Genomic DNA, 25,117 nt, shown 5'->3' with positions numbered 1-25,117 from the left:
TTATAGCCCCTGTTCCTTTTCCCATGGTGTTACACGCATATCAGCGCTGACACGATGGGCTCCCGCTGCCACTACACGATCATTCGCGGCTAGTTCGCCACTCACCTCTAACCCCTTAGAAGTTAAACGCCCCACCTCGACCGGTACCGCCTCTAAACGATCCGGCGCCTGAAAACGCCACACCACCGCCTGCTCCGAGTTCTCACCTTGATAGCTAATGGCGTTAGGCGGCAAATGCCAAACAAGACTTTCAGACGCTGGTAACAGTTGGCCTAAATCAAGCCGCACGGTGGCGCTCATGCCATCAAGCAGCGTGATATCGTCGGGCTGCGGTAGCCGAAGCGTTACCTCATAAGCCAAGCTTTGGGCGCTGGCCTGGGTGGTATAAGACGCCAGCTGCGCAAGGTAAGGTTTTTCGCTATTGCCAAACCGCACTTCAAAGGCCATCGCCATTTCAAACGGGGTCACCTCATCGTTGCGCGGTATCTGCTGAACGATTTGCTGCGGTAAATGAAAGATCACATCAAGCTGCCCTGGCTGCTGAATCACCGCCACGGTTTCCTGCACCTGGACAATCTGCCGATTATCTACCGGCACCTGGGCAATCACACCATCGTAAGGTGCGCGCAGTTGGGTATTTTCCAGTTGCTCTTCGGCCTGTTCAAAGGTCGCCCGAGCGGCACGCAACTCCGCCTCTGATTCATCAAACCGTGCTTGGCTAATCGCTCCACGCTCTAGGGTATAGCGCATGCGTTCGTGAGTGGCCCGTGCCAGTTCTAACCGTGAACGGGCGCTATCCAATTCACTGCGCATATTACGATCATCAATACGCGCGATGAGGGTGCCTTCCGTTACCCGCTGACCGGGAGTCACGTTAATCTCTAAAAGCTCACCCGCCATGCGAAACGATAGATTGCTGCGTGTAGTGGCTTCAACGCGCGCAGGAAATTGTCGCTGCAGCGCGGCACCAGACGCTTCTAATGTCACCAGTTTCACCGGCCGAAGAGGAGGCTCATTCTGGCTTTCGGCATAAGCGTCACCTGTTGCCAGCAGCAGGGCCAGCAGCGCTGGAAGCAATCGAATCACAGTGTTACGCACAGCGGACTCCTCGGTGGTGTTATCAATACACAGACATAAAAATTTCACTGACATCCATGAATGTCAGTGAGCGTGTATACTAATCACCTACTGGCGACTTTGCCATTCAGTAATGCCAATATAAGTGCACTTTTTTGTTAGGAGCCGCTATGTCACGCCGCAAAGCTGAGGCTGAACGCACCCGCGAGGCCATCCTTGATGCTGCAGAAACTCAGTTTCTCGCTCAAGGCGTGTCGCGCACCACATTGGCTCATATTGCCGCAGCGGCTGGCGTTACCCGAGGTGCGATTTACTGGCATTTTGAGGATAAAGCGGCGGTATTCGATGCCCTGCTAGAGCGTGTTCGCGTGCCGCTCGATGAAATTGTCGATGATGCTGTGCTGCGACTGGGCCACACCCCCACCAAATGCCTGCAAGAGATTGCCCTGAGTGCGCTTGGCGCTATCTGCCATAACCTTCCGTTACAGCGCGCCGCCACCATCGTGCTGCATCGCTGCGAAAAGCTGGAAGATGATCATCCACGTATCAGCATGATCACTCGGCTGTCCGAGCATGCCGAAATGCAGGTTGAGCAGCTATTTGAGAATGCCCGGCAAGCCGGCCATCTGCGCGCTGACCTCACGCCCGCCAGCGCCCGGCGCCAGTACCATAGCTTTTTAATCGGCATTTGCTTTGATTGGCTACAAGACCCGCAGCAATTCTCATTAGCAGACGAGTACGAGAGTATGATCGAAACGTTAATGCGGGGGTTGCTAGTGGAGAGCGCACTCTAAACGCTTTGAGAAGATAAGCTTGGCATGCAGGTTGCTTCCATCACTAGAAGATTTCCATTCACTTGATGAGAGAGAGCTTACCTATGCACATGCAGATCATTAACGCCCGGCTACGCCAGCGCCCCGAGCTTTACCGGCTTGAGATTGAGAACGGTACGTTCACAGCGATTACCGCTCAAGACGCGCCACAAACGGCGGGGGATGGGCAAATTGATGCGGGCAGCAAGCTGCTTTGCCGAGGATTCGATCTTCGACCCCTGGTACTCACTGGGTAACGTTAAGCTGTTGCGGACGCTCGATTTTGGCTTGCATATCTGCCAAATGATGGGCTATCAGGATTTCAGCCAGGCGCTGTCGCTTATCACTGACAACAGCGCACGCACACTCAATATTGAAGCGCGTTACGGTATCGAGGTCGGCAAACCCGCTAGCTTCAACCTGCTGGAGGGTGAAGATGACTACAGCGTGCTGCGTACTCAGGGCGAAGTGCTACTTTCCGTTCGCCACGGTGAGATCATTATGCAGCGCGACCCCGCAAGGATTACGACACCCCCGTGGCTTGGTATTTAGAAAAAGCGTAATATAGCCGAGCTGATAATCAGCAAAGTTCTCAGGGCGGGGTGAAAGTCCCCACCGGCGGTGATGATGGCTGAATAAAATTCAGTCATCTAAGCCCGCGAGCGCTCAAGACTGTTGTTTTTTATTTCTTGAGGTCAGCAGATTCGGTGAGAAGCCGAAGCCGACGGTGATAGTCCGGATGAAAGAGAACGGTACCGTAGACACGCAACTTAAAAAGTGGCTTCAGTCACCTTTTGCGGTTGCCTGACGACTGGTTCCGCGTGCCCTGATTCTGGTACAACTTATCCAAGAGAATGACCATGAATCAGACATTTCCGCTAACGCTTTCAACACACACCACGGCTCAGCGCATCGCGTTTATTCAAGGCCACTGGCATCAAGATATTGTCGAGAAGGCCTATGAAGCCTTTATCACTGAAGTAGAACGCTGCGGTCTTAACGCCGAACAAGTGGACATCTTCACCGTATCAGGTGCTTACGAAATCCCCCTCCAGGCAAAGGTACTCGCCGAAAGTGGCCGCTATGGCGCCATTGTCGGGGCAGGCTTTGTGGTAGACGGTGGCATTTATCGCCACGACTTTGTTGCCCATGCGGTCATTGATGGCTTAATGCGCGTGCAGTTAGATACGCAAGTACCGATTATCTCGGTCGTCTTAACACCACACCACTTCCATGAGCACAGCACTCACCACGACTTCTACACCCAGCACTTTGTTACCAAAGGGCAAGAAGCCGCCCAGGCGTGTCTGAATACGATGGAGAACCTGCATCGAGCGCGCAAGCTAAGCAACGCATAAACCTGTATTGCGCTTAAAAAGCTGTGTTGTAAGTCACTGTCGTTTGAGCCCGGCTGAACGCCGGGCTTGGCACGCCTAGTCAATATATGAGTGCTAATAAGTGCTTATCATAAGTTTGCGAGGATTCAGGCCCCATTAAATCAGTGGTTGCCTATGATCACTTTTCAGCCGCTCAAGGCTCATCGTCTATTGTAGGAGGCCGCTTCTAGCGGGCGATGGCGGCGTAGCCGCCCCTACTATAACCAGGCAAATCAGTTAAATCATCGCGAGCTAAAGCTCCCTCCCACAACACCCAGGCAGCTAAGTGCTTATGCATACGTTTACGAGCATTTAGACCCTATCGAATCAGTGGTTGCCTATGATCAGTGCCCGCTTAATTTTGTGCAGGCACTTACTTCAGAAGATGACTGCTCATTAGTCATCATTGCAGTTATTTGATATCCAGCAGATAACCGTAAAACGCCGTGTTGCGCTGCCAGTCCAAGGACTCATAAAGGTGCTGGGCGCGCTCGTTCTCTACCTGAGTCATAAGGATTAAGCGCGCGACTCCATGCTCGCGAGCCAGTTGGGTGGCGGCTTCCATCAACGCCCTACCCGTTCCCTTATCGCGGCACTCTGGCAACACAAAAAGATCATTTAGCGTCCAACGCGCATTCAAGCCCACCGTGGAAACTCCAGGATAAAGCTGCACGAAACCAGTGAGGTTAGCGTCGCTATTTTCACTCACTAAAATGCGCGAATCCGCCTGCCCAAAGCGCTGACGCAAGAAATCCCGCGCCGCACCGATATCACTCGGCTGATTATAGAACTGCCGATAGCCGTCGAGTAATCCACTAAGTGCCTCTAAGTCAGACAGTACCGCTGAACGAATATTAACCATGGCAACTACTCCATTAAGATGGTGAACAAACTCAGCTTGCCGCTATAGTGGTCTATAACAAAGAGCCACTTATCGCTAAATTGAGGGAACCAGTGAAACGACGTAACGCTGCTAGCGATTGGATTACGGAGGCGCTAGCGATAAGGCTAGCAGCGAATGAAGCAGCCACGCTGGTTCAACAGCTCTACCGTTCGCTTAAGGATTGGATTCAACATGGCGAACTGACGGCAGGCGATGCACTTCCCTCTTCTCGCTATTTATCCACCGCTTTAGGTATTAGCCGCAATACGGTGCTGGCCGCCATGGACCGGCTGTTGGCGGAAGGATTGCTGATCGCTCGCCAGGGAGCGGGGCTCTATGTGGCACAACTACCCACACGATTAAACAGAACCGAACTTCCCTCCCCTGTGCCTGTTCGCTATTCAAACCGGGGCAACACACTACTAACGCTAAGCGGCGCGTTAAGCCACGGCCATCGAGCATTTGCCCCTGGCGTTCCGGCACTCGATCTGTTTCCCCGCGAGCTATGGCAACGCCTTTTGCGTCGTCACTATTATCACGCAGAAATGTCATGGATGGATTATCAAACCAACGGTGGGCTGCCTGAACTTAAAGCAGCCCTTTGTGACTATCTACGCCTCTCCCGCGCGGTGCGCTGTCAACCAGAGCAGATCGTGATTACCCAAGGAGCTCAGCAGGCATTTGAGCTGACTACCCAACTGCTCACCGATAGCGGCGATTCGGTTTGGATGGAAGAGCCTGGTTACCGCGGAGCGCAAGCATGTTTCCTAGCCTCAGGCTTAACGACAACGCTCATACCCGTAGATAAAGAAGGACTAAACCCTTCACTAGCGCCTGCGAGCGCCCCCGCACCCCGGCTAATCTATGTAACACCTTCTCACCAATACCCCAGTGGCGTTACCATGCCAATACCACGCCGACTAGCATTGTTAGAGTATGCTTCTCATGCTGGCAGCTGGATCATCGAAGATGATTACGACAGTGAATTTCGGTACGACACGCCGCCTACTCCCTCTCTACAAGGCCTCGCCGAACAGGCGCCGGTGATTTATGTAGGCACCTTCAGTAAAGTGCTTTACCCCGGCTTGCGTTTAGGCTATTTGGTATTGCCTGATAGGCTTGCCGAAGACTTTAAGCGCGCCCATACGCGGCTGCACCGCGAGGGTAACTACCCCATACAATCAGCGCTTGCTGAACTTATTGCCAACGGCCACTTTACTCGCCACATCGCTCGCATGCGGGCTGCTTATTGCCAACGCCAAGCCTGCCTGCGCACTGCGTTAGCGCCTGCGGTGGCCGCAGGGCTTCAGCTTTCTGACGGCCATGCAGGCATGCACCTTCTGGCTGAGCTCGATAATTTTGAAACAGAAGAGATACTGGTAAGACGTGCTAGTGAAGCGGGTATTACGCTTTCTCCTCTTTCCCGCTATTACCTTGGTGAGAACAAGCGCCCTGGTTTAGTGCTCGGCTATGCAGGCTCAACGGAAAGCGAACTTATCAACGCAGGTGCTTGGCTTAGCAACGCATGGTTAAACTTACGCCAGGGTTAATATCTATTCGCTAAGGGCGTTCAGCGGCCGCGCTGTCGTTGGTTGGCAGCGAGAGGAAGCTTTCTGTCGTCAAACATTAAAACTACCGCTGCCTTAAGACTCAAGGCAGCGGGACAGTCACTTGGCGAATGAGTGTTCATTAGTCGCCAGCATCCGATCGATTAAGGCATTAATACACGATCAACCACGTGGATGACGCCGTTCGCTTGGGCAACATCAATCACCGTTATATTGGCACTATTGCCCTGCGCATCCATCACCATCAGGTTATTACCGTTACGAATAACGGAAAGATGCCCGCCTTGTACGGTTTTAAAAGCCACTGTGCCGTCGTTCTCCATAACCTCTTCCCACAACGCGTCCCGCGTCAGGTTGCCTGGCACCACGTGATAAGTCAGAACGGTCTGCAATTGCTCAAGGTTCTCAGGCTGTAGCAACGTATCAACGGTGCCGTCGGGCAAGTCCGCAAAGGCCTTATCCGTGGGTGCAAAGACGGTAAAAGGGCCATCACCTTGCAACACATCCACTAGTTCAGCTGCCTGCACTGCAGCCACCAGCGTTTCGTGGTCACCTGAGTTAACGGCATTTTCGATAATATTACGCTCGGGAAGCATGCTGGCTCCGCCCACCATGGTAGGGCCATGATCAGCAACGGCAGCACTAGCATAAAGAGCAGCGGCACAAAGGCTAGCAGTAAGAAGTTTGAGTTTCATTGGGGCATCTCCTACTTGTGATTAAAATGGCTCAACAATGCAAGCTCATTAACACTTACGTGGTTAATGCCCAGGTGGATGCAAACTTTTCAGAATTTTTTATCGGCCACTAATATGAAGTCTATTGCCTTCAACGCCACGCTACCCAAGACTGATAGTTCGGTTTAATGCGCAGAGATGCCTGAATGCAAGATGCCACGCAACGCCAACAGTACCTTATTGATCAGCTCAGTGGCTGCGCCCAAGGCGACCGCCAAGCATTTGCGCGCCTTTATCGTGCCACTAGTGCGCATCTATATGCCCAACTGCTGCGTATAGTAAGAGAGGAAAGCGCTGCCCAGGATTGCCTGCAGCATGTCTTTATCAACATATGGCGCGTTGCCAATCAGTACGATGCCACTCGTGCTAAACCTATGACCTGGCTTTCAACACTTGCCCGCAATACTGGCATCGACTGGCTACGCCGCCAGAAGCCGCAGGATGCAACCACCGACGAACCTATATTAGCAACGCTGTTAGGTACCGAAGACCCTGAAGGTGACAGCATAAGCGGCCAGAAAAAAGACAGACTTAATGATTGTCTGGACACACTAAGCCTTCATCAGCGTCAGTTAATGGAGATGGCTTATTTTCAGGGGTTAACGCATAGCGAGCTTGCTCACTCTTTGTCCCAACCGCTGGGCAGCGTTAAAAGCTGGATTCGTCGTGGGCTTGAGAGGTTAAAAACATGTCTAACCAATGGGATTTAACCAACCCCGATGAACGCCACCTAGCGGCTGGTGAGTATGTACTCGGCGTATTGGATAAAGAACAGAAAACACACTTTGAAGCACTGTTGGCCGTCAGTCATGATCTACAAAATGATGTGGATAGCTGGCGAGAGCACTTGCAGTTGTTCAACGAGCAACTTGATCCTAGAACACCTCCCAAAGAAGTTTGGCAGCGTATTATCCAAGCAACCGGGGCATTTCCCCCTCCCTGGTGGCAACGCTTAGGCGTATGGCAAACAATCGCTGCCGGATTTGGGGCAGTCGCAATAGTTTTTGGCACTCTTTGGCAGCAGGCTGAACTGTCTACATTGCCTCAGGGCGAGGCGGTCTTTGTGGTTCAGGATGAATCGCGCACGCCGGGCTGGATCATTAGCGCGACCACTGGGGGCGAACTGATCGTGCAAGCCGTTCAACCTACTCAAGTCAGCAGCAATCAGACTGGGGAGTTATGGTTAATCGCCGAAGGCACCCCAATATCGTTAGGTTTACTACCTGAGCAAGGTAACCTACGGCTACACCCTAGCGCGGAGCTACGTGCGCAACTATTCAATGCCGACCTCGCCGTCAGTATAGAACCACGAGGTGGTGCACCTGACGGTCAACCCACAGGGCCCATCATTGATCACGGGCGTTTGGTACCTATGCGCGGCAACACTCTCAACTTATGACGTTTAGGATATTACTAAGGAGCGCCCAATGCCTGACTTTATTGCCCCTGATAATCTTCCACGCTGCCAGTGGTGTGGCGGTGCCGCCGAATTTCTGCCCTACCATGACAACGAGTGGGGGTTTCCGGTGGTTGACGACCAGCGGTTATTCGAAAAGCTCTGCCTGGAAAGTTTTCAGTCAGGCTTAAGTTGGCGCACCATTCTCAACAAACGCGAGAACTTTCGCGCTGCCTTCCATCATTTCGACTTCCATCACGTTGCCCGCTTTGGCGAAGAGGATGTGCAGCGCTTGCTGCAAGACGCCGGCATTATTCGCCATCGTGGCAAAATCGAGGCGGTGATTAATAATGCTCAGCGGGCGCTGGAAATGGTCAACCAGGAAGGCTCACTGGCCGCATATTTCTGGCGTTTCGAGCCAACCCTCGATTCACTTGCCGCACCACAAACTCAGACCACCTCGCCTGAATCCATCGCACTTGCTAAAGATTTGAAAAAGCGCGGCTGGAAATTCGTTGGTCCAACCACTGCATTTGCGTTTATGCAGGCCATGGGGCTACTCAATGATCACTCGCCAACGTGCATCACTCGCGAGCACGTCGAACAGGCAAGGCAGCAATTTCAACGACCAAAATAGCAACAGAGGCACAAGACACTATACTTTTTGCACAAACGTGCCATGCCCAGATGGCCGGCCTACGTATTCGCTGGGTGCCGTCTTGTAGTAGGGTATGATTTTTACACACTCATCTATACACCGAACAGCAAGGGGACATCACGTTCCCAATGGGGTCAACGTGGTCCAAACGCTCTCTTCTCACACAGAATCCCGCGCTTCGATATGGAAAGCTTGGAGCGTGCATATATTCACGGCCAGCGGCGTACTGCTCGGCACAATGGCGCTGCTCTCGCTGATCGACAACAATCCAGTCGCCTGCTTACTATGGCTTGGCGCGGCGATGATGGTCGATGGTTTCGATGGCACTCTGGCGCGTAAGTATGAAGTAAAAACCATCCTGCCCCACTTCGATGGCTCGACGCTTGATATGGTCATCGATTATCTAACCTGGGCATTTATTCCCGCTCTGTTCATTTACTTCTTTATAGAGTTACCGCCCAATTTCGAATTGCTGTCAGTGTTTATCATTCTGCTGTCATCGATGTTCTGTTTCTGCAACACTAATATGAAAAGCCAGGATAATTACTTTGTTGGCTTTCCTGCTGCCTGGAACATTGCTGCGGCCTATTTTTATATTCTCGATTTACCGCCCTTCATCACCTTTGCATCTATCGTTTTTCTCGCCATTCTTACCGTGACCAAGATGAAGTTCCTGCATCCGTTTCGTGTTCGTCAGTTCATGCCACTCAATATCGCCGTCACGCTATTATGGTGCGCCTGTGCAACGTCACTGGTGCTCTCCAGCCCCGCGCATGCCGCCTGGGCTCTATGGGGATGGGGCATTGCATCCGTTTACTTCATTGGTATGTGCGTATGGCGTACCGTTCAAGAAGCGTTTTAACTTAGCGATACCTCATACCGCTGTGCCTCCTCCACCATTTCGGTGGCGAGTTCTCCCACGGTGCGCACGGCATCTTCAATGGCCGGTGTTAGCGTAAATGCGTAGTTAAGTCGCAAACACTGGCGAAACTTGCCCGAGGCTGAAAATAGCGAGCCAGGAGCCACATGGATGGCGCGCTTGGCTAAGCGTTCATTAAGACGTACGCAGTCCACGGCGGCAGGTAACTCCACCCATAGCAAAAAACTGCCTTGCGGATAACTGATGCCCGCGCCTTCTGGAAAATAGCGCTGCACCCAGTTGATCATGATGTCCCGTTGGCGCTGATATTGGCGGGTAACATAGCGAAGGTGACGCTCGTAGTGGCCTTTGGCGACAAACTCCGCCACCGCCAACTGCGGCAATGTGGCCGAGGCACCGGTAGAGACATACTTCATATGCAGCGCCTTATCTCGATAACACCCCGGCGCCAGCCAACCCACTCGTAACCCTGGCCCCACCGTTTTCGAAAAGCCACTGCATAACAGCACCCGCCCATCGTCATCGAAAGACTTCACCGTCAACGGCCTTGGGTGGGTATAGGAGAGATCACCGTAGATATCGTCTTCAATGATGGCCACGTCGAAGCGTTGGGCGAGTTGAAACAGCGCCTGTTTGCGCGCCTCGCTCATGGTGTAGCCCAGCGGATTGTTATACGTCGGAGTGACCTGGATGGCACGGATCGGCCACTGCTCCAGCGCCATTTCCAACGCTTCCAAACTAATGCCCGTTTGCGGATCAGTAGGAATCTCCAACGCTTTTAGACCATTGGCTTTTAGGATCTGCATGGTGCCGTAAAAGCTAGGCGAGTCCACGGCCACCACGTCGCCAGGCTGAGTAAGGGTGCGCAGCGCTATCGACAATGCTTCCTGGCAGCCGGTGGTGATCATGATGTCATCCGGGTGCAGCAAACAGCCGGAGGCAATGGCCAGCCGCGCTACCTGCTGACGCAGCTCGGGGCTACCACTCAGTTTGTCGTAGTTAAAGCCATTCAGATCGTTCTTACGGTGCAGCCCCGCCAGTATTTTCGACAGCGGCTTAAGCGTTTCATAAGCCAGGTTCGGCACACCGCGCCCAAGCAGTAGCCGACTATCGTCACGCTCGGTAGCGACCAGCTCTAATACTTGATCCCATTGGGAGACATCCAGCGGGCACTGCGCAGGACGAGAGACAGAAGGCAGCACCGCAGGCACTCTGCTTGGAAGTACAAAGTAGCCCGATTTCGGCCGTGATTCGATCAGCGACACATCCATCAGTTGCCGATAGGCTTCCTGAGCCGTCGAGATACTGACATCAAGCTCCTGACATACCGCTCGAATAGAAGGCAGGCGATCGCCCACGCGGTAAATACCGTGCTCAATTCGCTCCCGCAAAATACAAGCGACCTCTTCGTAGCGCGTCATGACTCCAGCCCTCTATCTTTGAAATGCTTTTAAAATCGCTCTTCAAAACGTTCTTGAAGACGTTTTAAAAACAATACAGATACCCTGCCCAGCAACCATACAGAGGTATAACATATACCATCTGTATCTTGAAAATAGAAAAGCCTATATCTGTATTGACCTAGCATGGCTGCGTAATCTGGTGGAGCACATCGTCATCAAGGAGAACCGCTATGCCACGCTTCAGTCTCGCCCAAATTCGCTGTCAGTTACGTCACTATCATCAACGCCGTCGTAGCCGCCGTCAGCTACTAACCCTTGATGACCGACTGCTGGAAGATATTGGAATCACTCGCACCCAGGCGCAAAAAGAGGGTTGTAAACCGTTTTGGCAGCACTCGTCATGCAAAAGAGGTTCCTATGAAAACTGCTGAGTATTACCTGTTGGATGTGTTTACCGATAAGCCTTTTTCGGGCAATCAGTTGGCAGTTTTTTTAGATGCCGATGAGCTTGAAACCAGCACTATGCAGGCAATTGCCAATGAACTTAACTTGGCTGAAACGGTATTTTTAGGCGCGGCGACGACGGCTAATCACTACCCTATGCGGATTTTTACACCGACGGCTGAGCTGCAGTTTGCTGGCCACCCCACGGTAGGTACCGCGCATCTACTAGCGGAGTTAAACCTCGTCAACCGCGAGCAGGGCATTGTGCTACAGCCACCTGTCGGCGAATTAGCGGTTAATTATGAAAAAAATACAGCAACATTCAAAACCGCCCAGCCCGTCATGGTCACGGGCAGCACGATTGATCGCCTTACTGCCGTTGAGCTACTGGGGCTAGACATCCACCAAGTCATTGGCGATCCCATCATTGCCTCTTTCGGGCTGCCCTTTCATCTTATTGAGCTAGCCGACCTAGCGGCTCTAGAGCACATACAAATCGCCGGTGCAGTATGGGCAGATGCCGTTACACGCAGCGGCACTGAGCAGATATACCTTTATGTGATGGAACAACGCGACAGCGAAGAGACGATTGTACGGAGCCGTATGTTCTCCATGCACGCCAGTATTTGCGAAGACCCCGCCACTGGCAGCGCTGCAGCAGCTTTAACTGGCTATTTAGCGTCACTCAAGCCAGATCCCCTACACTGCAAGATTCACCAGGGTGTTGAAATGGGGCGACCCAGCGTTATCCACACCGCCGCCAATGGTGAGATTAAGTCTGGCTATGTCAATGTGGGCGGTAAGGCAGTCATTGTGGGTAGGGGTGAATTTAATTACCTGGGGCGATGATGAAGTAATTTATTTTTCACCGCAGCTTTGGGCCAACGGGCAATCACCGCGGTGACAATAACGGCAAACAACAGCCGTGCCCATAAAATGCCCGTTATATCGGCTCCAAGCATTAAAATCAGCAGCGTATCTTCTATAACGCTATGGCAGAGGCCGAGAAAACACAGCGCTAGCGTGCTGTCGCGCTTGCTAAGCACTCCGTTTTGCACGTCACGAATCAGCAGCCCTGCGCCATAGCTTAGTCCCAGCGTGAAACCAATGACCGTCACATTCGCTGCCGAACGACCAATGCCTAATAGCTTGAGCAACGGTAGCAAGCCAAGATGAATCCAACGCTCTAGACCCAGCCTTTTTAAAAGTTTTAAGAGCACAATCAGCGCTAAAATAATCACAAAAATAAGCGCTAACGTTTCCAACTGTGCCAATGCCCAACCGCTGAGCGTTGGTGCTGATGAAAAACTTGGCTGCCAGACCAATTCAACGGGAGCTTGCAACAAACCAAAATACGAATAGAAGCAGTGTAACAACCAAGCAAGCAGTAAAGCCCCACCCACACGCAGAACCAGCGTGCCCCACCAAGGTACGCCAGCGCGCTTGGCTACCGCTCCCTCAACGGGAAGCGAATGCCCTACCAGCATCAACGCACCCAGTACCGTTACCTGCTCAACACTCAAAGGCGTTTCACCGACGACTTGGAAAAACACCGCAATGGCGGTGTACAAATTGGTGAAGAGCGCCGCCGCCCACACAACACCCATTTGTTCAGGCAAACCGAGTGTGCTCATTAAAGGAGCTAATGCCGCCCCCAGCCACTCGATCATACCGAGTAGTTCTAACCCTTTGACGATGAGCAAAGCAGGTATCAGGATTTTGAGTAATGTCACATACACGCGCAGCGCGTCTTGCAGTACACGACCTACCACCGCCAATAAATAGTGAATTGTGATCCGCATCAAGCCCTCCATTGCCATTGTTTTAACAAACGTTATGATAATGGAGATGACGCAGAATCTTCTTTCCAATACGGTGCCTACAATCACTATTCGTTCTTTATTAACATAGAAAGAGAATCTTATTTCATGGACGCTATTGATCGAAGAATTCTTGACCAGCTTCAACGCGATTCCAGCCTGACCAATCAAGCATTAGCGGATGAAATAGGGCTTTCCCCCTCGGCCTGTTTAAAGCGGGTTAATCGATTACGCGATGCGGGAGTCATTGAGCGTGAAGTGGCGCTACTCAACCCTGATGCCTTAGGCCAGCGCCTACACATGGTGGTGGAAGTCACCATGGAGCGGGATAACAAGTTACTCTACCAGCAGTTCTTAACATCAGCGGTCAACGCCCCTGAAGTGAAGCAGTGCTATCAAGTAACGGGTGAGTGTGATTTTGTGTTGATCGTGGCAGTCGCTGATTTAGATGAGTACGACCGCTTTTGCGACAGCGTGCTCTATGCCCACGACAACCTGCGCAAGTTCCGCACGTTACTATCGCGAAAGCGGCATAAGTTTGATACATCTGTGCAACTCAGTCATTGAGCACTGCTCTACGCCGTCAACCCAATCCCTCGCAAAATCACCGAGGTTACCGACTGCACGGCTTTTTCAAACTGCAGGTCGTCTAAGGGTTTATCGTCGTTAAGCAGGTAGATTTGGTAGTCGAAGTCGGCGTAGTGCTGGGTGGAGGCCCAAATCATATAAAGGAGATAGGACGGTTCAACGGGGTTAATTTGACCGGACTCGACCCACTCGCGAATTTTTGACTCTTTCAATTTAGCCCATTCGTATAAGCTATCGCGCAGGCGCTCTTTCAGAATGGGTGCGCCCTGCATTACTTCCGCTGCCCATATTTTCGAGCCGTGAGCGCGGTAGCGAGAATGATTCATTTTGGCGCGGATATAGCTAGAAAGCACCACTCGCGGGTCGTCGTAAAGCTCAAAGCACAGCGCGTCCTGTTTCCAGATTTCCAGCAGCGCTAGCAGCACTTCCTGGTAAAGCGCCTTTTTAGTGGAAAAATAGTAGTGCACGTTGGATTTGGGCAGATCAGCCAGCTGGGCAATTTCCCCCATCGACGCTCCGGCATAGCCTTTTTCAGCAAACAATTGCTCCGCCGCCTGAAGAATCTTTTTTACGTTGGTTTGCCGAATTTCGTCCTGTGTTCTCGCCACGCTGCTCGTCCCTTTACGACTAAGATACGCACACCAAAAAAGTGCACCACCGCTGAGCAGTGGTGCAGAGAAGATGGCGTAGTTAGCTTACGGCGTCAACGTTGGTTAGTGGGAAACGAAAACTCGGCACGTGTGGCTTCGCTCACCGAAGGCCAGCGCTGGGAAACCGCTTTTCGGCGGGTATAGAAGCGTACAGAGTCAGGGCCGTAGGCGTGAAGGTCGCCAAACAACGAGCGTTTCCAGCCGCCAAAGCTATGGTAGGCCACCGGTACGGGAAGCGGTACGTTAACACCCACCATGCCCACTTCGATGCCATCGGTAAAGCGTCGAGCAGCCTCGCCATCGCGAGTAAACAGGCAGGTGCCATTGCCGTATTCATGGTCGTTAATCAATTGCATAGCATCATCTAAGCTGCCGACCCGCACCACGCACAGCACTGGCCCGAAAATCTCTTCCTGGTAAATGCGCATCTCGGTAGTAACGTTATCGAACAGGCAACCACCAACGAAATAGCCATCTTCATGACCCGCGATTTTCAGCTCACGGCCATCGGCCACTAGTGACGCACCTGCCTTTATGCCGTCTTCGATATAGCCCAACACCTTGTCACGGTGCTCTGCCGTCACCAGCGGGCCCATATCCAAGCCTTTATCGGTACCAGGGCCAACCTTGAGCTCAGCAATTTTAGGCAGCAGTGTTTCAACTAACCGATCTGCGGTCTCGTCACCCACGCACACCGCCACCGAAATCGCCATGCAACGCTCACCACAGCTTCCGTAAGCCGCTCCCATCAGGGTGTTGGCGGCGTTTTCCAAATCGGCGTCTGGAAGTACCACGGCATGATTCTTCGCCCCACCCAGAGCCTGAACGCGTTTGCCAGCGGCCGAACCACGAGAATAGATAGCTTCCGCTACCGGCGTTGAGCCAACAAATGAGATGGCTTTAACGGCCTTAGCATCTAGCAGCGTTTCCACCGCTTCGCGACTACCGTGCACCACATTCATCACGCCTTTTGGCAACCCAGCTTCTTGCAACAGCTCGGCTACCGCCATCGCCGCCGAAGGGTCTTTTTCCGAAGGCTTGAGAATAAAGGTGTTGCCGCAAGCAATCGCCATCGGATACATCCACAGCGGCACCATGGCAGGGAAGTTAAACGGAGTAATGCCGGCCACTACGCCCAATGGCTGGAAATTGGACCACGCATCAATGCCCGGCCCAACGTTATGGGAATACTCACCTTTTAATAGCTCAGGCACACCGCAGGCATACTCGACATTTTCGATGCCGCGCTTCAGTTCGCCCATCGCATCTTCAGGGGTTTTACCGTGCTCTTCACTGACCAATTGCACCAAGCGGTCAGCGTGCTCCTCTAGCAGTTGCTTGAAGCGGTACATCACTTGGGCGCGCTTAGCAGGTGGCGTATCTCGCCAAGCGGGAAACGCAGCTTGGGCGGCGGCAATAGCCCGCTCTACGTCGGCAGCGCTGGCGTCCGCTACTTGGCGAATCACTTTACCCGTTGAAGGGTTGGTCACGTCCAGCGTGCGCTGGCTGTCGATTAATTCACCGTTAATTAGATGGGAAACAACGCTCATATTTAAACTCTCTTTTTAACGCTCTGAAGTTTAGATCAGTCGGTTATGCTAACGAATCCAGGGTGGTGGCAACGGCATCAAACAGCCGCTCTAGCTCAGCCTCTGTGGAGCCAAACGGAGGGCCAAACTGCAGCGTGTCGCCGCCGTAGCGCACGTAGAACCCAGCTTCCCATAAGGCTAAATGAGCGTCCCTAGGGCGAATGGTGGGGTCGCCATCTCGGGGCGCCAATTGAAGTGCGCCCGCTAAGCCATAGTTACGAATATCAACAATGTGATTGCGGCCTTTTAGAGCGTGCAGCTTTTGCTCAAAAGCGGGCGCGATAGCACTTACCTGAGCAGGGAAGTTGTCACGCTCCATCATTTCAAGCGCCGCTAAGCCAGCGGCACAAGCGACAGGGTGGGCGCTGTAGGTATAACCGTGGGAAAACTCAATGGCGTGTTGGGCGCCACCAGCGTGCATAAAAGTGTCGAAAATTTCGCTGGAAGCAATCACCGCGCCCATAGGAATAGCGCCGTTGGTGATCTGCTTGGCAACGTTCATGATATCCGGCGTAACGCCAAACGCTTCTGCGCCGGTGGTTGCGCCACTGCGGCCAAAAGCAGTGATCACTTCATCGAATATCAGCAGAATATCGTGGGCGGTACAGATCTCGCGCAGCCGATCCAGATAGCCTTTGGGCGGCACAATCACCCCAGCAGAGCCAGACATCGGCTCAACGATCACCGCCGCAATGGTGGATGCATCATGCAGGGCGATTTGATCAAGCAGCGCATCAGCAAGCTCGGCGCCGGTTTCGGCTTGGCCACGGGTGAAGGCGTGACCTGCCTGCAGCGTGTGCGGCAGATGCGTAACGTCCATCAATTGGCCGTAGTGCTTACGGTTGCCACCGATGCCACCCAGGCTGGTGCCACCAATATTCACCCCGTGATAGCCCTTGGCACGGCCAATCATGCGTGTCTTCTCGGGCTTACCTTTTAGCCGCCAGTAAGCCTTGGCCATTTTGACAGAGGTATCAGCGGCTTCTGAACCAGAGTTAGTGAAAAACACATGATCCAAGCCAGCAGGTGTAAGGCTGGCCACTCTTTCCGCCAGTTTGAACGCCAGCGGGTGACCAATTTGAAAACCTGGCGCAAAGTCGAGAGAGCCGAGCTGCGCCGCCACCGCTTTTTGGATCTCTTCACGGTTATGACCTGCGCCGCAGGTCCATAAGCCAGAGAGTGAATCAAACAGCTTACGGCCCTGGTCATCGATGTAATAGCGCCCTTCCGCGCCAGTAATCATGCGCGGGTTGGCGCGGAAATCACGGTTAGCGCTAAACGGCATCCAATAGTGCTGATTAAGCGCACTGGGAGAAGCGTTTTGTTCGTCAATAAACGCCTGAGGGGTAGTGTTGTTTTGTAGGTCAAACATGGTGTCCAGCTCCATCGCTATGAGACATAGCCTCAGCATGCGCCACTGAACATGTTTATAAAACTACGCTTTTCTTGTGTTCACGTTAGTAAATTTATACGTAATAAGCAGGCTTTCGCTATCCATTCTGGCTTGACGATATTTTGAAAAACGCCTATTTGTTATATCTATACGAATAAATACAACAAATGAGTGGTTCACGCCCCACTAACGCTTGGCAACCGCGCTGCGCTTAATAACGCTGCTGTTGGATAGCTCTTGCTGGATTGCTTTGCGCTGAAAACCAAGCTCACACACAAACCATAAACAAAGGGCAAACGTGTTATGAAATATCTACCTCCTCTTAAACTAGCGCTTTATAGCGGCATGCTGCTTGGGTTCTTCATGCTAGAAAGTCCCATCATCATGCTAGCCAATCGTATAGAACCCATGTTGATGGGCATCCCCTTTTTATTGGCCTGGAATCTCTTTTGGTGGTTTGCATTAACGGCGCTGTTTTTAGTGGCGTACTTGACAAACTGGGGCAGCCCATCATCAACGGCTAACCACACCATTAAGCAACCATAAAAGGGAGATAACGCATGACCGGTAGCTTATTAATTATTGCCGCATTTATGATCATCCCTTTATTAGTAGGGGTTCTATCGGCACGTCAATCGCAAGAAACGAGTGAAGACTTCTTCGTTCAAGGCCGCGCGATGGGTAGCATAGCGGTATTTTTCACCGTAGCGGCCACGTGGTGGAGTGCGTTTGCCTTCTTGGGTTCTAACGCTACGTTCTATACCAATGGCCCGGTCTTTCTGACTGCGCTAGCCTGGAACTTGCTGTTTGGCTTTATGTATTACTGGATCGGCAAGCGGGTTTGGTTTTTAGGAAAGCGGTTCAATTATTTAACGCCATCAGATTTAATTGGCGACTTTTATAATAGCGAAGCACTGCGCATTACTGTTGCAGCTATTACGCTGGTTTTTACCGTACCTTATTTACAGATCCAGTTAACGGGTGGCGCCTATTTAATTGAAGTTGCCTCTGGCGGCTTGATTCCTTTCTGGCTCGCCGCGCTGCTGTTTTACTTCATTATTATTATCTATGTATGGATTGGCGGCATTCGTGCCATCGCCTGGACCGACGTCATTTATGGGGCTCTTCTGTTCTTCGGCATGATGTACGCAGGCTACTATATTTCCACCCAAGTGGGTGGGCCATCCGCTCTGTTCAGCCAACTCCAGCAAGCCTCTCCTGAACACCTCACTATGCCAGGGCCGAACGGCACGATGGGCTATCCCATGTGGTTCTCACTGTTTGCAATAACCGCTATTGGCGCCTTTATGGGCCCACAAATCTGGTTGCGCATGTACTCAGTCAAACACGGCAAGCTGTTTAACTTAATGCCCTTCTTATTGGGCTTAGCAGCCTTTGCCTATGTAGGTTCTGTTCTATCAGGTTACTCGGGGGTACTGCTTGAGCCGAATGTGGAAAATCCCGACCAAATCCTACCCATCATGCTCATGGAGTATGCGCCATATCTACTTGCTTCACTGATTATGGCAGCGGGCGCATCAGCCGCCATGTCAACGGCAAACTCACAGATTCACGCGGTATCCACGGTAGTGACAATGGATATTTACAAACGCTATGTAAACCGTGACGCAAGCCAAGCCCGTATTGTTTATATCGGTCGCTTATCACTGGTGGGCTTCTCACTTGTGGCTTATATCATGGCGCTTACCGTACCCGGTGTTCTGGTCACTATCGGCATTGCTGCTCTGGCAGGCACTGCACAATTGGTGATTCCTACACTCGGTGCCATCACTTGGAAAAAAGCTCACCCTACTGCTGCTCTAGTAGGTTTGTGGGCTGGCGTTGGCTGCGTGCTTCTGATGACCTTTGGCCCGCTAAGTGCTCCCCTTGGCTTCCATGCGGGTATTTGGGGGCTACTGCTCAACATCGCGCTGTTTGTTGGCCTAAGCCATGCATTGCATCGCCGTGACACAGCGGTTGTGGAACGCTTTACCCAGGCGCGCTACGACTATGATGCGGAGTACCATCCCGAGCGTTTACCTAGCTATACACAAGAACCTAAACCATCTTATGCACAAGAAACTAAACCCTCTATAGCTGATCGCTAACAATCAACAAAGGAGTGTATTGATGGCCAAAGCCCCTTTTTCAACTACTAGTTCAACGGCTAGTTCAACTACTAGTTCAACCGTTAAGCGTCGCCCTAAACTCGCCGAGCTTATCAGTGATGATATCAAACGCTGGATTGCATCGGAGGGGCTCGGTGAAGGTGATCGCCTGCCAAATGAGCGAGCTCTGATGGAGCTCTATGGCAGCGCCAAAGCCACTATACGCGAAGCGCTTAAGATTCTTGAGGTTGAGGGGCTAATCACTTTAAAAACCGGGCCTCAAGGAGGGGCCGTTATTAATCAGCCGGGCATGGAGCCCGCCAGCCGCATGCTACGTAACTTTCTGCATTTCCAACAGTTAGATGGCAAGCAAGTGTATCAATTGCGCAAGCTGTTAGAGGTCGAGCTGGCGGCATCCGTCGTCGGCCGACTATCGGAAGAGGACTTTCAACAGCTTGAAGCGAATATAGCAGCCTGCACTTGCTGTGGCGGCGAGGAAGACCATAAGCGCCAGCGCTTTTTAGAGTTGGAGTTTCACCAACTGCTGGCGCGCACCTGCCCGAACCCACTGCTGGCGTTTATATGCCAGTTTTTAAACGACATGCTGCGCGACCTAGTCGTGATCAAAAAAGCTTACGTGCCTGAACGTAAGCAGTTCGATCACGCTAACCAGGACTATCACCGACAGTTGCTAGATGCCTACCGAGCTGAAGATACCTCGCGTGTCCGTCAAGTGATGGCTGAGCATATGCTAGATGCAGAGCACCACATGAGTGCGTTGGAAGCCGAAATGGCCGCACAAATGCTAGTCAGCAACGACCTGCTGGGCACTCTAGCTAATCGCTCCAAACTATATGATTTATAAATGGAAAAATGCGTGCCTTAGCACCCTTTTCATTCTGGGAGGATACTAAATTGACTACCTACATAACGCCAACAAGCACGCTCACTAACCTTCGCACCGACAGCGACCGTCTTTGGCAATCGCTGATGGACATGGCGAAGCTGGGCGCGACGGCTAAGGGTGGCGTTAATCGACAGGCGCTGACGGATCTTGATCGACAGGGACGCGATCTATTTATCCAATGGTGTCGTGCAGAAGGCTGCACCATCCGCATTGATAATATCGGTAATATTTTTGCCCGCCGGGAAGGCAGCGACCCAACAGCCAAAACCGTCATGGCGGGCAGCCACTTGGATAGCCAGCCCACTGGTGGGAAGTATGACGGCTGTTTTGGCGTACTTTCAGGCCTAGAAGTAATCCGAACGCTTAATGAACACAACATCACTACTCAGTCGCCCATTGAAGTCGTTGCGTGGACTAACGAAGAGGGTTGTCGCTTCCCACCCTGCATGATGGGTTCTGGGGTATTTACTGGCGTGCTTGAATTTGACGCCATGATGGCGCGCACCGACGCCGATGGCATCACGGTGAGTGATGCACTGGATGCCATTCGCTATCGTGGTAGCGATGAGGTCTCACCCAGTGAGATAAAAGCTTACTTTGAACCACACATCGAACAGGGGCCGATTTTAGAAGATACCGACACCACCATCGGCGTGGTTATCGGTGGGCTTGGTCAAAAGTGGTTTGATTTAACCCTAACCGGGCTTGAAGCCCACGCGGGTCCCACGCCAATGAATCTAAGGCGCGACGCCATGATGGGCGCGGCAGAAGTCACCCAAGCACTTAACCGAATTGCCTTTGATCATCAGCCCCACGGGCGCGGTACGGTTGGTTGTATGTCACTACATCCTGGCTCGCGTAACGTTATTCCAGGCCAAGTTAAAATGACCCTGGATATGCGCCACTGGGAGCCAGAAGCCCTCATCTCAATGAGTCAATCCTTAGCGACGGCGGTCGAAGAAATTTGCCAACGGCATGGGCTGGAATATGAATTAACGCCCACCGCAAATTTTGCCCCTGAGCACTTCAATAAAGCCTGTGTTGATGCAGTGCGCGAAGGGGCCGAGCAACTCAACCTATCGCACATGGATATCATCAGTGGTGCTGGTCACGATGCCATGTTCGTCGGCCGTGTAGCCCCCGCAGCAATGATCTTTGTGCCCTGCAAGGACGGCATTAGCCACAACGAAATTGAAAGTGCCACTCCAGAGCATGTTCACGCTGGCTGTAACGTCCTTCTACAGGCCATGTTGAATGCGGCCAGTGTTGAAGATAGCGTTAGTAACGCTGGAGAGTAACAATGACGGAGACATTTGAGACACTCACAGCTGTGGAAGCATTAGCCCGCTTCCGCAAGGGGACGCTTTCCCCAGAGGCGCTGGTAAACGACTGCTTGGAGCGAATTGCCCGCGACAACCCAAAGGTCAATGCGTTTACCTGCGTGAACGAGATAGAGGCTCGGCGCTTGGCAGAAGAGTCGGCCCAGCGCTGGCAGGCAGATAAACCCAGCGGCCCGCTAGACGGCATTCCTGTCTCCATTAAGGATTTAACCTTAACGAAAGGCCTACCGACACGCCTGGGTTCAACCACTACTCCATCAGACGGCCCTTGGGAGGTGGATGCGCCAATCAGCCGTCACCTTCGCAATGCTGGGGCCATCGTCATTGGCAAAACGACTTCGCCCGAGTTTGGCTGGAAAGGCGTCACTGATAACCCCCTGCACGGCATTACCCGCAACCCGTGGAATAGCGCACTGACGCCCGGGGGATCATCCGGCGGCGCAGGGGCAGCGGCGGCGCTTAATCTAGGTCTCTTACACCAAGGCAGCGACGCGGGTGGCTCGATCCGTATCCCATGCAGCTTTACCGGCACCTTTGGCATAAAGCCAACCTTTGGTTGGGTTCCCCAATGGCCCGCAAGCGCCATGAGTACACTTTCCCATTTAGGGCCAATGACCCGCACAGCGGCCGACAGTGCGCTAATGCTTAGCGTGATGGCGCAGCCAGATGCCAGGGATGGTTACTCCGGCAATCCCCTTGGGCCAGACTGGCTAACGCCGCCTCCTGCTAACCTAAAGGGCTGGCGCATCGCCTATAGTGCAGATCTTGGCTACGTAGAAGTAGCCTCAGACATTGCTCGAAAGGTAGAGGAAGCCATTGCTTATTTCGAAGAGCTGGGCGCCACAGTAACGCCGGTTGATCCTGGCTTTAGTGATCCAATCAAGACGTTTAACACCCTCTGGTTTGCAGGTGCTACCCAAGCGCTAGAAAAACTGGACGAACAGCAGCAGGCATCACTCGACCCAGGGTTTCTCGATATTGCCCGACGCGGACAGGATGTATCGCTTTCCGACTATCTCGCCGCCCGGCGTCAGCGCAGTGAATTAACCGCCCAAATGGCAGTCTTTCATGAACGCTATGACTTGTTGGTTACACCCACGATGCCCATCTCCCCCTTTGCAGCGGGCCACAACGTACCACCAGGGGGAACCTACCGAGACTGGATGGACTGGACGCCGTTCAGCTACCCCTTCAATCTCACCCAGCAGCCCGCTGCATCGCTTCCTTGCGGTTTGGATAATCAAGGGCTGCCAGTAGGCCTTCATTTAGTGGCGGGCAAATATCAAGACCTCAAGGTGCTGCATGCCGCCCAATTGCTTGAGCGCTACTTGCCACCGCTGACACCACCCGCGATTGCCTAAACAGATATGAAATATGGCTTATAGTACGACGTCATACCCTTCAAACTTAGGTGGGCCAAGATAGATACCTTCCGGCGCTTTGGCGTTAGCATGAGCCTTGCGGAACGCTTCTGACTTGGTCCAGGCGCGGAAGGCTTCTTCTGATCCCCACACACTGTGGGAGATAAACACGGTGTGGTCTTCCTGGCTTTCGCCCTGCAGCATTTGGAATTGTTTAAAACCCGGCACTTCATCCAAATGAGAATCGCGGTTGCGCCATACCTCTAAAAAATCCTCTTCGCGGCCCGGGGCAATCCGAAAACGGTTCATGGCGATATACATGCACTCTCTCCTATTGAATTTGTCTAACACGCTAGCGTAGCGGCCTGCCGCTTACGACGTCTATCCCTTGATGGTAACGTCATGGTTTTATGACGAATAAACGGTATGAAAAATAAGTTCTATGGCAAATAAGCTCTATGGAAAATAGGCGTTACGCCGAGCAAACCCCAACCATCAGGATACGGCATGGCTAAGGCACCCATCCAGGTCGTTTGGTTCAAACGCGATATGCGCATTCATGATCATGCGCCGCTTTCCAGTGCATCGGCGGCTGGCCCTGTGCTGCCTGTTTTTGCGATTGAACCTGGCCAGTGGCAAACACCTGATAGCGCCCTGCGCCACTGGCAGTTTGCCGCTGACGCTCTAATCGACCTTTCCAACGCACTGGAGACCATTGGCCTACCGCTATGTATTTGGCAAGGTGATATTGTCGATTTGCTGAACGCCCTAAAAGCTCACTACGGCCACATTGCCCTTCACTCTCATCAGGAAACGGGCAACGCCTGGAGCTTTGAGCGGGATAAACAGGTGCATGCTTGGTGCCAAACCAACGGTGTAGCTTGGCGGGAAGCCCGCCAGCACGGTGTAGTACGAGGACTTAGCAGCCGCTCTGGGCACCAAACCCGTTGGGAGAGCCACTGGGAAACGCTGATGTCTGCCTCGACCTGCCACGCGCCGCAAAGCGCCCAAGCAGCCCCAGGCTGGGAAGCCTTTCACCACCTTAACGTTGAGCAGCTACCTACCTTAACGCTGGGATTTGATACCACACCTTGCCCCCAGCGCCAGCGGGGCGGGCGCAACGAAGGCCGCGCACTGTGGCGTAGTTTTGTGCAAGCACGCGGGCGGCGTTATCGCGGCTCGCTGTCTAAGCCGCTGTTAGCGTGGGAGTTTGGCTCACGGATTTCACCGCATTTGGCCTGGGGCACGCTTTCCATGCGCGAAGTTGTCCAGTCGTTACGCCGTCAGCGGCAGAAGCATGCCGACGATACCGCCTGGGCCCGCTCACTACGCGCCTTCACCTCGCGACTTTACTGGCACTGCCACTTTATTCAGAAGTTGGAAAGTGAGCCAAGTATCGAGCATCAAACGCTGCACCCGGCGCTGCGCGGCCTGCGGGAGCGCGATCCCGACCATCCTAACCTCATCGCTTGGAAGCGTGGCCAAACCGGGGTGCCGCTGGTCGATGCCTGTATGCGCAGTCTTATCGCTACCGGCTGGCTTAACTTTCGCATGCGCGCCATGCTGATCTCCCACGCCACCTTCGGCCTGGGGCTGCACTGGCATGAACCCGCGCTGCACTTGGCACGTCTGTTTACCGACTTCGAACCGGGCATTCACTACCCCCAGGTGCAGATGCAAGCAGGCGCCACAGGCACTAACGCGCTGCGGGTATATAACCCGATCAAGCAAGCGGAAGATAACGACCCCACAGGCGAGTTCGTCGCCCGCTGGGTGCCAGAATTAGCGCCCCTGCCCTTGGAATGGCGCGCTAAGCCCTGGGCACTACCCGAAAGCCTACGCCAGAGGTTCGGCTTTCATCCTGGCGTCGACTACCCCATCCCCAACGATTTCGAAGCCGAAGCGCGCCACTGGAAGAAGCTGCTCTATGAACTGCGTCGCACGCCAGAGGCCAGGGAATCCAGCCGAGCCATTGTGGATAAGCTCGCCAGTCAGCGACGACCTCCCGCTAAGCGCGCTAAAAAAGCAAAACCCGCCAATCGCCAACAGCTTTCACTGTTTGGCGATGGCGGTTTGGAAGGATAGGTAGCGGTTACGCTTAGCTATAGCGTGGCCGCATGTGGGGAACAG

The 25,117-nt window shown here is 53.0% G+C and carries 26 protein-coding genes, 1 pseudogene and 1 riboswitch; of the genes and pseudogenes, 18 read left to right on the top strand and 9 right to left on the bottom strand.

The window, feature by feature from the left end:
* The gene (locus JFC11_RS09655) at nucleotides 1-1,098 is read right to left on the bottom strand and encodes an efflux RND transporter periplasmic adaptor subunit (RefSeq protein ID WP_120387325.1); all 1,098 of its coding nucleotides are present in this window, start codon (nucleotides 1,096-1,098) and stop codon (nucleotides 1-3) included.
* Nucleotides 1,099-1,247: 149 nt separating this feature from the next.
* Here JFC11_RS09655 and JFC11_RS09650 point away from each other — a divergent pair, with 149 nt between their 5' ends.
* The 4 genes and pseudogenes from JFC11_RS09650 to JFC11_RS09635 all read left to right on the top strand — a co-directional run bounded on the left by JFC11_RS09650 (nucleotide 1,248) and on the right by JFC11_RS09635 (nucleotide 3,247).
* Nucleotides 1,248-1,871 (top strand): TetR family transcriptional regulator, encoded by a 624-nt coding sequence (locus tag JFC11_RS09650; RefSeq protein ID WP_038478614.1) that lies wholly within the window; start codon nucleotides 1,248-1,250, stop codon nucleotides 1,869-1,871.
* An 83-nt stretch (nucleotides 1,872-1,954) separates the two neighbouring features.
* On the top strand, nucleotides 1,955-2,146 hold the full coding sequence (locus tag JFC11_RS09645; RefSeq protein ID WP_198349507.1) for a hypothetical protein: 192 nt from the start codon (nucleotides 1,955-1,957) through the stop codon (nucleotides 2,144-2,146).
* Nucleotides 2,052-2,441, top strand: a pseudogene (locus JFC11_RS09640) (amidohydrolase family protein); the annotation flags it as partial. The gene JFC11_RS09645 and the pseudogene JFC11_RS09640, both read left to right, overlap by 95 nt.
* Before the next feature lie 32 nt (nucleotides 2,442-2,473).
* A riboswitch (FMN riboswitch) is annotated at nucleotides 2,474-2,644 on the top strand.
* 105 nt (nucleotides 2,645-2,749) lie between these two features.
* Nucleotides 2,750-3,247: a 6,7-dimethyl-8-ribityllumazine synthase gene (locus JFC11_RS09635; protein ID WP_038478616.1), complete on the top strand. Its 498-nt coding sequence runs from the start codon at nucleotides 2,750-2,752 to the stop codon at nucleotides 3,245-3,247.
* Between the two features lie 430 nt (nucleotides 3,248-3,677).
* On the opposite strand, the gene JFC11_RS09630 is transcribed toward JFC11_RS09635, so the two are convergent.
* On the bottom strand, nucleotides 3,678-4,127 hold the full coding sequence (locus tag JFC11_RS09630) for a GNAT family N-acetyltransferase (RefSeq protein ID WP_038478619.1): 450 nt from the start codon (nucleotides 4,125-4,127) through the stop codon (nucleotides 3,678-3,680).
* A gap of 92 nt (nucleotides 4,128-4,219) precedes the next feature.
* On the opposite strand from JFC11_RS09630, the gene pdxR reads away from it, so the two are divergent.
* The gene (pdxR, locus tag JFC11_RS09625) at nucleotides 4,220-5,698 is read left to right on the top strand and encodes a MocR-like pyridoxine biosynthesis transcription factor PdxR (RefSeq protein WP_038478622.1); all 1,479 of its coding nucleotides are present in this window, start codon (nucleotides 4,220-4,222) and stop codon (nucleotides 5,696-5,698) included.
* Between the two features lie 161 nt (nucleotides 5,699-5,859).
* On the opposite strand, the gene JFC11_RS09620 is transcribed toward pdxR, so the two are convergent.
* Nucleotides 5,860-6,411: a fasciclin domain-containing protein gene (locus JFC11_RS09620; protein WP_038478625.1), complete on the bottom strand. Its 552-nt coding sequence runs from the start codon at nucleotides 6,409-6,411 to the stop codon at nucleotides 5,860-5,862.
* Nucleotides 6,412-6,596: 185 nt separating this feature from the next.
* Here JFC11_RS09620 and JFC11_RS09615 point away from each other — a divergent pair, with 185 nt between their 5' ends.
* From JFC11_RS09615 to pcsA, 4 genes are all read left to right on the top strand, one after another.
* A complete protein-coding gene (locus JFC11_RS09615) occupies nucleotides 6,597-7,160 on the top strand; it encodes a sigma-70 family RNA polymerase sigma factor (protein WP_038478628.1) in 564 nt (187 codons plus the stop codon).
* The gene (locus tag JFC11_RS09610; protein ID WP_198349440.1) at nucleotides 7,139-7,849 is read left to right on the top strand and encodes an anti-sigma factor; all 711 of its coding nucleotides are present in this window, start codon (nucleotides 7,139-7,141) and stop codon (nucleotides 7,847-7,849) included. Before JFC11_RS09615 ends, JFC11_RS09610 begins: the two co-directional genes overlap by 22 nt.
* A gap of 28 nt (nucleotides 7,850-7,877) precedes the next feature.
* Nucleotides 7,878-8,483 carry a DNA-3-methyladenine glycosylase I gene (locus JFC11_RS09605; protein ID WP_038478631.1) on the top strand — a complete coding sequence of 202 codons (606 nt, stop codon included), beginning with the start codon at nucleotides 7,878-7,880 and terminating at the stop codon, nucleotides 8,481-8,483.
* A 202-nt stretch (nucleotides 8,484-8,685) separates the two neighbouring features.
* Nucleotides 8,686-9,366, top strand: a complete 681-nt coding sequence (pcsA, locus tag JFC11_RS09600) for a phosphatidylcholine synthase (RefSeq protein WP_342743730.1) — start codon at nucleotides 8,686-8,688, stop codon at nucleotides 9,364-9,366.
* Here the strand turns inward: pcsA and JFC11_RS09595 are convergent.
* The gene (locus JFC11_RS09595) at nucleotides 9,363-10,805 is read right to left on the bottom strand and encodes an aminotransferase-like domain-containing protein (protein WP_198349439.1); all 1,443 of its coding nucleotides are present in this window, start codon (nucleotides 10,803-10,805) and stop codon (nucleotides 9,363-9,365) included. The two genes, pcsA and JFC11_RS09595, sit on opposite strands and share 4 nt — an antisense overlap.
* A gap of 212 nt (nucleotides 10,806-11,017) precedes the next feature.
* Here JFC11_RS09595 and JFC11_RS09590 point away from each other — a divergent pair, with 212 nt between their 5' ends.
* Both JFC11_RS09590 and JFC11_RS09585 read left to right on the top strand, forming a co-directional pair.
* Nucleotides 11,018-11,218, top strand: a complete 201-nt coding sequence (locus tag JFC11_RS09590; RefSeq protein ID WP_198349438.1) for a DUF1127 domain-containing protein — start codon at nucleotides 11,018-11,020, stop codon at nucleotides 11,216-11,218.
* Nucleotides 11,205-12,080 carry a PhzF family phenazine biosynthesis protein gene (locus tag JFC11_RS09585; protein WP_198349436.1) on the top strand — a complete coding sequence of 292 codons (876 nt, stop codon included), beginning with the start codon at nucleotides 11,205-11,207 and terminating at the stop codon, nucleotides 12,078-12,080. The genes JFC11_RS09590 and JFC11_RS09585 overlap by 14 nt, the downstream gene beginning before the upstream one ends.
* Here the strand turns inward: JFC11_RS09585 and JFC11_RS09580 are convergent.
* Nucleotides 12,065-13,033, bottom strand: coding sequence for a hypothetical protein (locus JFC11_RS09580; protein ID WP_198349434.1), 969 nt, complete (start codon nucleotides 13,031-13,033; stop codon nucleotides 12,065-12,067). The two genes, JFC11_RS09585 and JFC11_RS09580, sit on opposite strands and share 16 nt — an antisense overlap.
* A 126-nt stretch (nucleotides 13,034-13,159) precedes the next feature.
* On the opposite strand from JFC11_RS09580, the gene JFC11_RS09575 reads away from it, so the two are divergent.
* A complete protein-coding gene (locus tag JFC11_RS09575) occupies nucleotides 13,160-13,618 on the top strand; it encodes an Lrp/AsnC family transcriptional regulator (RefSeq protein WP_120386269.1) in 459 nt (152 codons plus the stop codon).
* 8 nt (nucleotides 13,619-13,626) lie between these two features.
* Here JFC11_RS09575 and JFC11_RS09570 read toward each other — a convergent pair whose 3' ends face one another.
* The 3 genes from JFC11_RS09570 to aptA form a co-directional block, all read right to left on the bottom strand.
* Complete coding sequence (locus JFC11_RS09570) at nucleotides 13,627-14,247, bottom strand: TetR/AcrR family transcriptional regulator (protein ID WP_120386268.1); 621 nt, start codon at nucleotides 14,245-14,247, stop codon at nucleotides 13,627-13,629.
* 95 nt (nucleotides 14,248-14,342) lie between these two features.
* Nucleotides 14,343-15,839, bottom strand: a complete 1,497-nt coding sequence (locus JFC11_RS09565) for a CoA-acylating methylmalonate-semialdehyde dehydrogenase (protein ID WP_095603679.1) — start codon at nucleotides 15,837-15,839, stop codon at nucleotides 14,343-14,345.
* 43 nt (nucleotides 15,840-15,882) lie between these two features.
* A complete protein-coding gene (gene aptA, locus JFC11_RS09560) occupies nucleotides 15,883-17,250 on the bottom strand; it encodes an omega-aminotransferase AptA (protein ID WP_198349432.1) in 1,368 nt (455 codons plus the stop codon).
* Between the two features lie 324 nt (nucleotides 17,251-17,574).
* Between aptA and JFC11_RS09555 the strand changes: the two genes are divergently transcribed.
* Genes JFC11_RS09555 through JFC11_RS09535 form a run of 5 tightly spaced genes read left to right on the top strand, consistent with a single transcriptional unit; the run spans nucleotide 17,575 to nucleotide 22,987 of the window.
* On the top strand, nucleotides 17,575-17,817 hold the full coding sequence (locus JFC11_RS09555) for a hypothetical protein (protein WP_089040622.1): 243 nt from the start codon (nucleotides 17,575-17,577) through the stop codon (nucleotides 17,815-17,817).
* Between the two features lie 14 nt (nucleotides 17,818-17,831).
* Nucleotides 17,832-19,379, top strand: a complete 1,548-nt coding sequence (locus JFC11_RS09550) for a sodium:solute symporter family protein (RefSeq protein WP_198349430.1) — start codon at nucleotides 17,832-17,834, stop codon at nucleotides 19,377-19,379.
* A 22-nt stretch (nucleotides 19,380-19,401) separates the two neighbouring features.
* Nucleotides 19,402-20,244, top strand: coding sequence for a FadR/GntR family transcriptional regulator (locus tag JFC11_RS09545; protein WP_095603676.1), 843 nt, complete (start codon nucleotides 19,402-19,404; stop codon nucleotides 20,242-20,244).
* 50 nt (nucleotides 20,245-20,294) lie between these two features.
* Nucleotides 20,295-21,584: a Zn-dependent hydrolase gene (locus tag JFC11_RS09540; RefSeq protein ID WP_198349428.1), complete on the top strand. Its 1,290-nt coding sequence runs from the start codon at nucleotides 20,295-20,297 to the stop codon at nucleotides 21,582-21,584.
* 2 nt (nucleotides 21,585-21,586) lie between these two features.
* Complete coding sequence (locus JFC11_RS09535; RefSeq protein WP_198349427.1) at nucleotides 21,587-22,987, top strand: amidase; 1,401 nt, start codon at nucleotides 21,587-21,589, stop codon at nucleotides 22,985-22,987.
* A gap of 18 nt (nucleotides 22,988-23,005) precedes the next feature.
* Here JFC11_RS09535 and hmuQ read toward each other — a convergent pair whose 3' ends face one another.
* Nucleotides 23,006-23,308, bottom strand: coding sequence for a heme-degrading protein HmuQ (gene hmuQ, locus JFC11_RS09530; protein ID WP_198349426.1), 303 nt, complete (start codon nucleotides 23,306-23,308; stop codon nucleotides 23,006-23,008).
* Between the two features lie 186 nt (nucleotides 23,309-23,494).
* Between hmuQ and JFC11_RS09525 the strand changes: the two genes are divergently transcribed.
* A complete protein-coding gene (locus JFC11_RS09525; protein WP_198349425.1) occupies nucleotides 23,495-25,072 on the top strand; it encodes a cryptochrome/deoxyribodipyrimidine photo-lyase family protein in 1,578 nt (525 codons plus the stop codon).
* Nucleotides 25,073-25,117: the final 45 nt, after the last annotated feature.

Origin of the sequence: Vreelandella alkaliphila (genome assembly GCF_016107625.1) — a bacterium.
GTDB lineage: Bacteria > Pseudomonadota > Gammaproteobacteria > Pseudomonadales > Halomonadaceae > Vreelandella > Vreelandella alkaliphila.
Note: the sequence above shows the minus strand (reverse complement) of the source record. Positions and strands in the feature narration are given on the sequence as shown.

Bases quoted from the DNA above. Each gene is read 5' to 3' on its own strand.
- JFC11_RS09580 (WP_198349434.1), bottom strand. From the start codon at position 13,033: ATGCGGATCACAATTCACTATTTATTGGCGGTGGTAGGTCGTGTACTG.
- JFC11_RS09595 (WP_198349439.1), bottom strand. From the start codon at position 10,805: ATGACGCGCTACGAAGAGGTCGCTTGTATTTTGCGGGAGCGAATTGAG.
- JFC11_RS09545 (WP_095603676.1), top strand. From the start codon at position 19,402: ATGGCCAAAGCCCCTTTTTCAACTACTAGTTCAACGGCTAGTTCAACT.
- JFC11_RS09630 (WP_038478619.1), bottom strand. From the start codon at position 4,127: ATGGTTAATATTCGTTCAGCGGTACTGTCTGACTTAGAGGCACTTAGT.
- JFC11_RS09605 (WP_038478631.1), top strand. From the start codon at position 7,878: ATGCCTGACTTTATTGCCCCTGATAATCTTCCACGCTGCCAGTGGTGT.
- JFC11_RS09575 (WP_120386269.1), top strand. From the start codon at position 13,160: ATGGACGCTATTGATCGAAGAATTCTTGACCAGCTTCAACGCGATTCC.
- aptA (WP_198349432.1), bottom strand. From the start codon at position 17,250: ATGTTTGACCTACAAAACAACACTACCCCTCAGGCGTTTATTGACGAA.
- JFC11_RS09535 (WP_198349427.1), top strand. From the start codon at position 21,587: ATGACGGAGACATTTGAGACACTCACAGCTGTGGAAGCATTAGCCCGC.
- JFC11_RS09620 (WP_038478625.1), bottom strand. From the start codon at position 6,411: ATGAAACTCAAACTTCTTACTGCTAGCCTTTGTGCCGCTGCTCTTTAT.
- JFC11_RS09525 (WP_198349425.1), top strand. From the start codon at position 23,495: ATGGCTAAGGCACCCATCCAGGTCGTTTGGTTCAAACGCGATATGCGC.
- hmuQ (WP_198349426.1), bottom strand. From the start codon at position 23,308: ATGTATATCGCCATGAACCGTTTTCGGATTGCCCCGGGCCGCGAAGAG.
- JFC11_RS09550 (WP_198349430.1), top strand. From the start codon at position 17,832: ATGACCGGTAGCTTATTAATTATTGCCGCATTTATGATCATCCCTTTA.
- JFC11_RS09585 (WP_198349436.1), top strand. From the start codon at position 11,205: ATGAAAACTGCTGAGTATTACCTGTTGGATGTGTTTACCGATAAGCCT.
- JFC11_RS09555 (WP_089040622.1), top strand. From the start codon at position 17,575: ATGAAATATCTACCTCCTCTTAAACTAGCGCTTTATAGCGGCATGCTG.
- JFC11_RS09650 (WP_038478614.1), top strand. From the start codon at position 1,248: ATGTCACGCCGCAAAGCTGAGGCTGAACGCACCCGCGAGGCCATCCTT.
- JFC11_RS09610 (WP_198349440.1), top strand. From the start codon at position 7,139: ATGTCTAACCAATGGGATTTAACCAACCCCGATGAACGCCACCTAGCG.
- JFC11_RS09590 (WP_198349438.1), top strand. From the start codon at position 11,018: ATGCCACGCTTCAGTCTCGCCCAAATTCGCTGTCAGTTACGTCACTAT.
- JFC11_RS09635 (WP_038478616.1), top strand. From the start codon at position 2,750: ATGAATCAGACATTTCCGCTAACGCTTTCAACACACACCACGGCTCAG.
- JFC11_RS09565 (WP_095603679.1), bottom strand. From the start codon at position 15,839: ATGAGCGTTGTTTCCCATCTAATTAACGGTGAATTAATCGACAGCCAG.
- JFC11_RS09645 (WP_198349507.1), top strand. From the start codon at position 1,955: ATGCACATGCAGATCATTAACGCCCGGCTACGCCAGCGCCCCGAGCTT.
- JFC11_RS09615 (WP_038478628.1), top strand. From the start codon at position 6,597: ATGCAAGATGCCACGCAACGCCAACAGTACCTTATTGATCAGCTCAGT.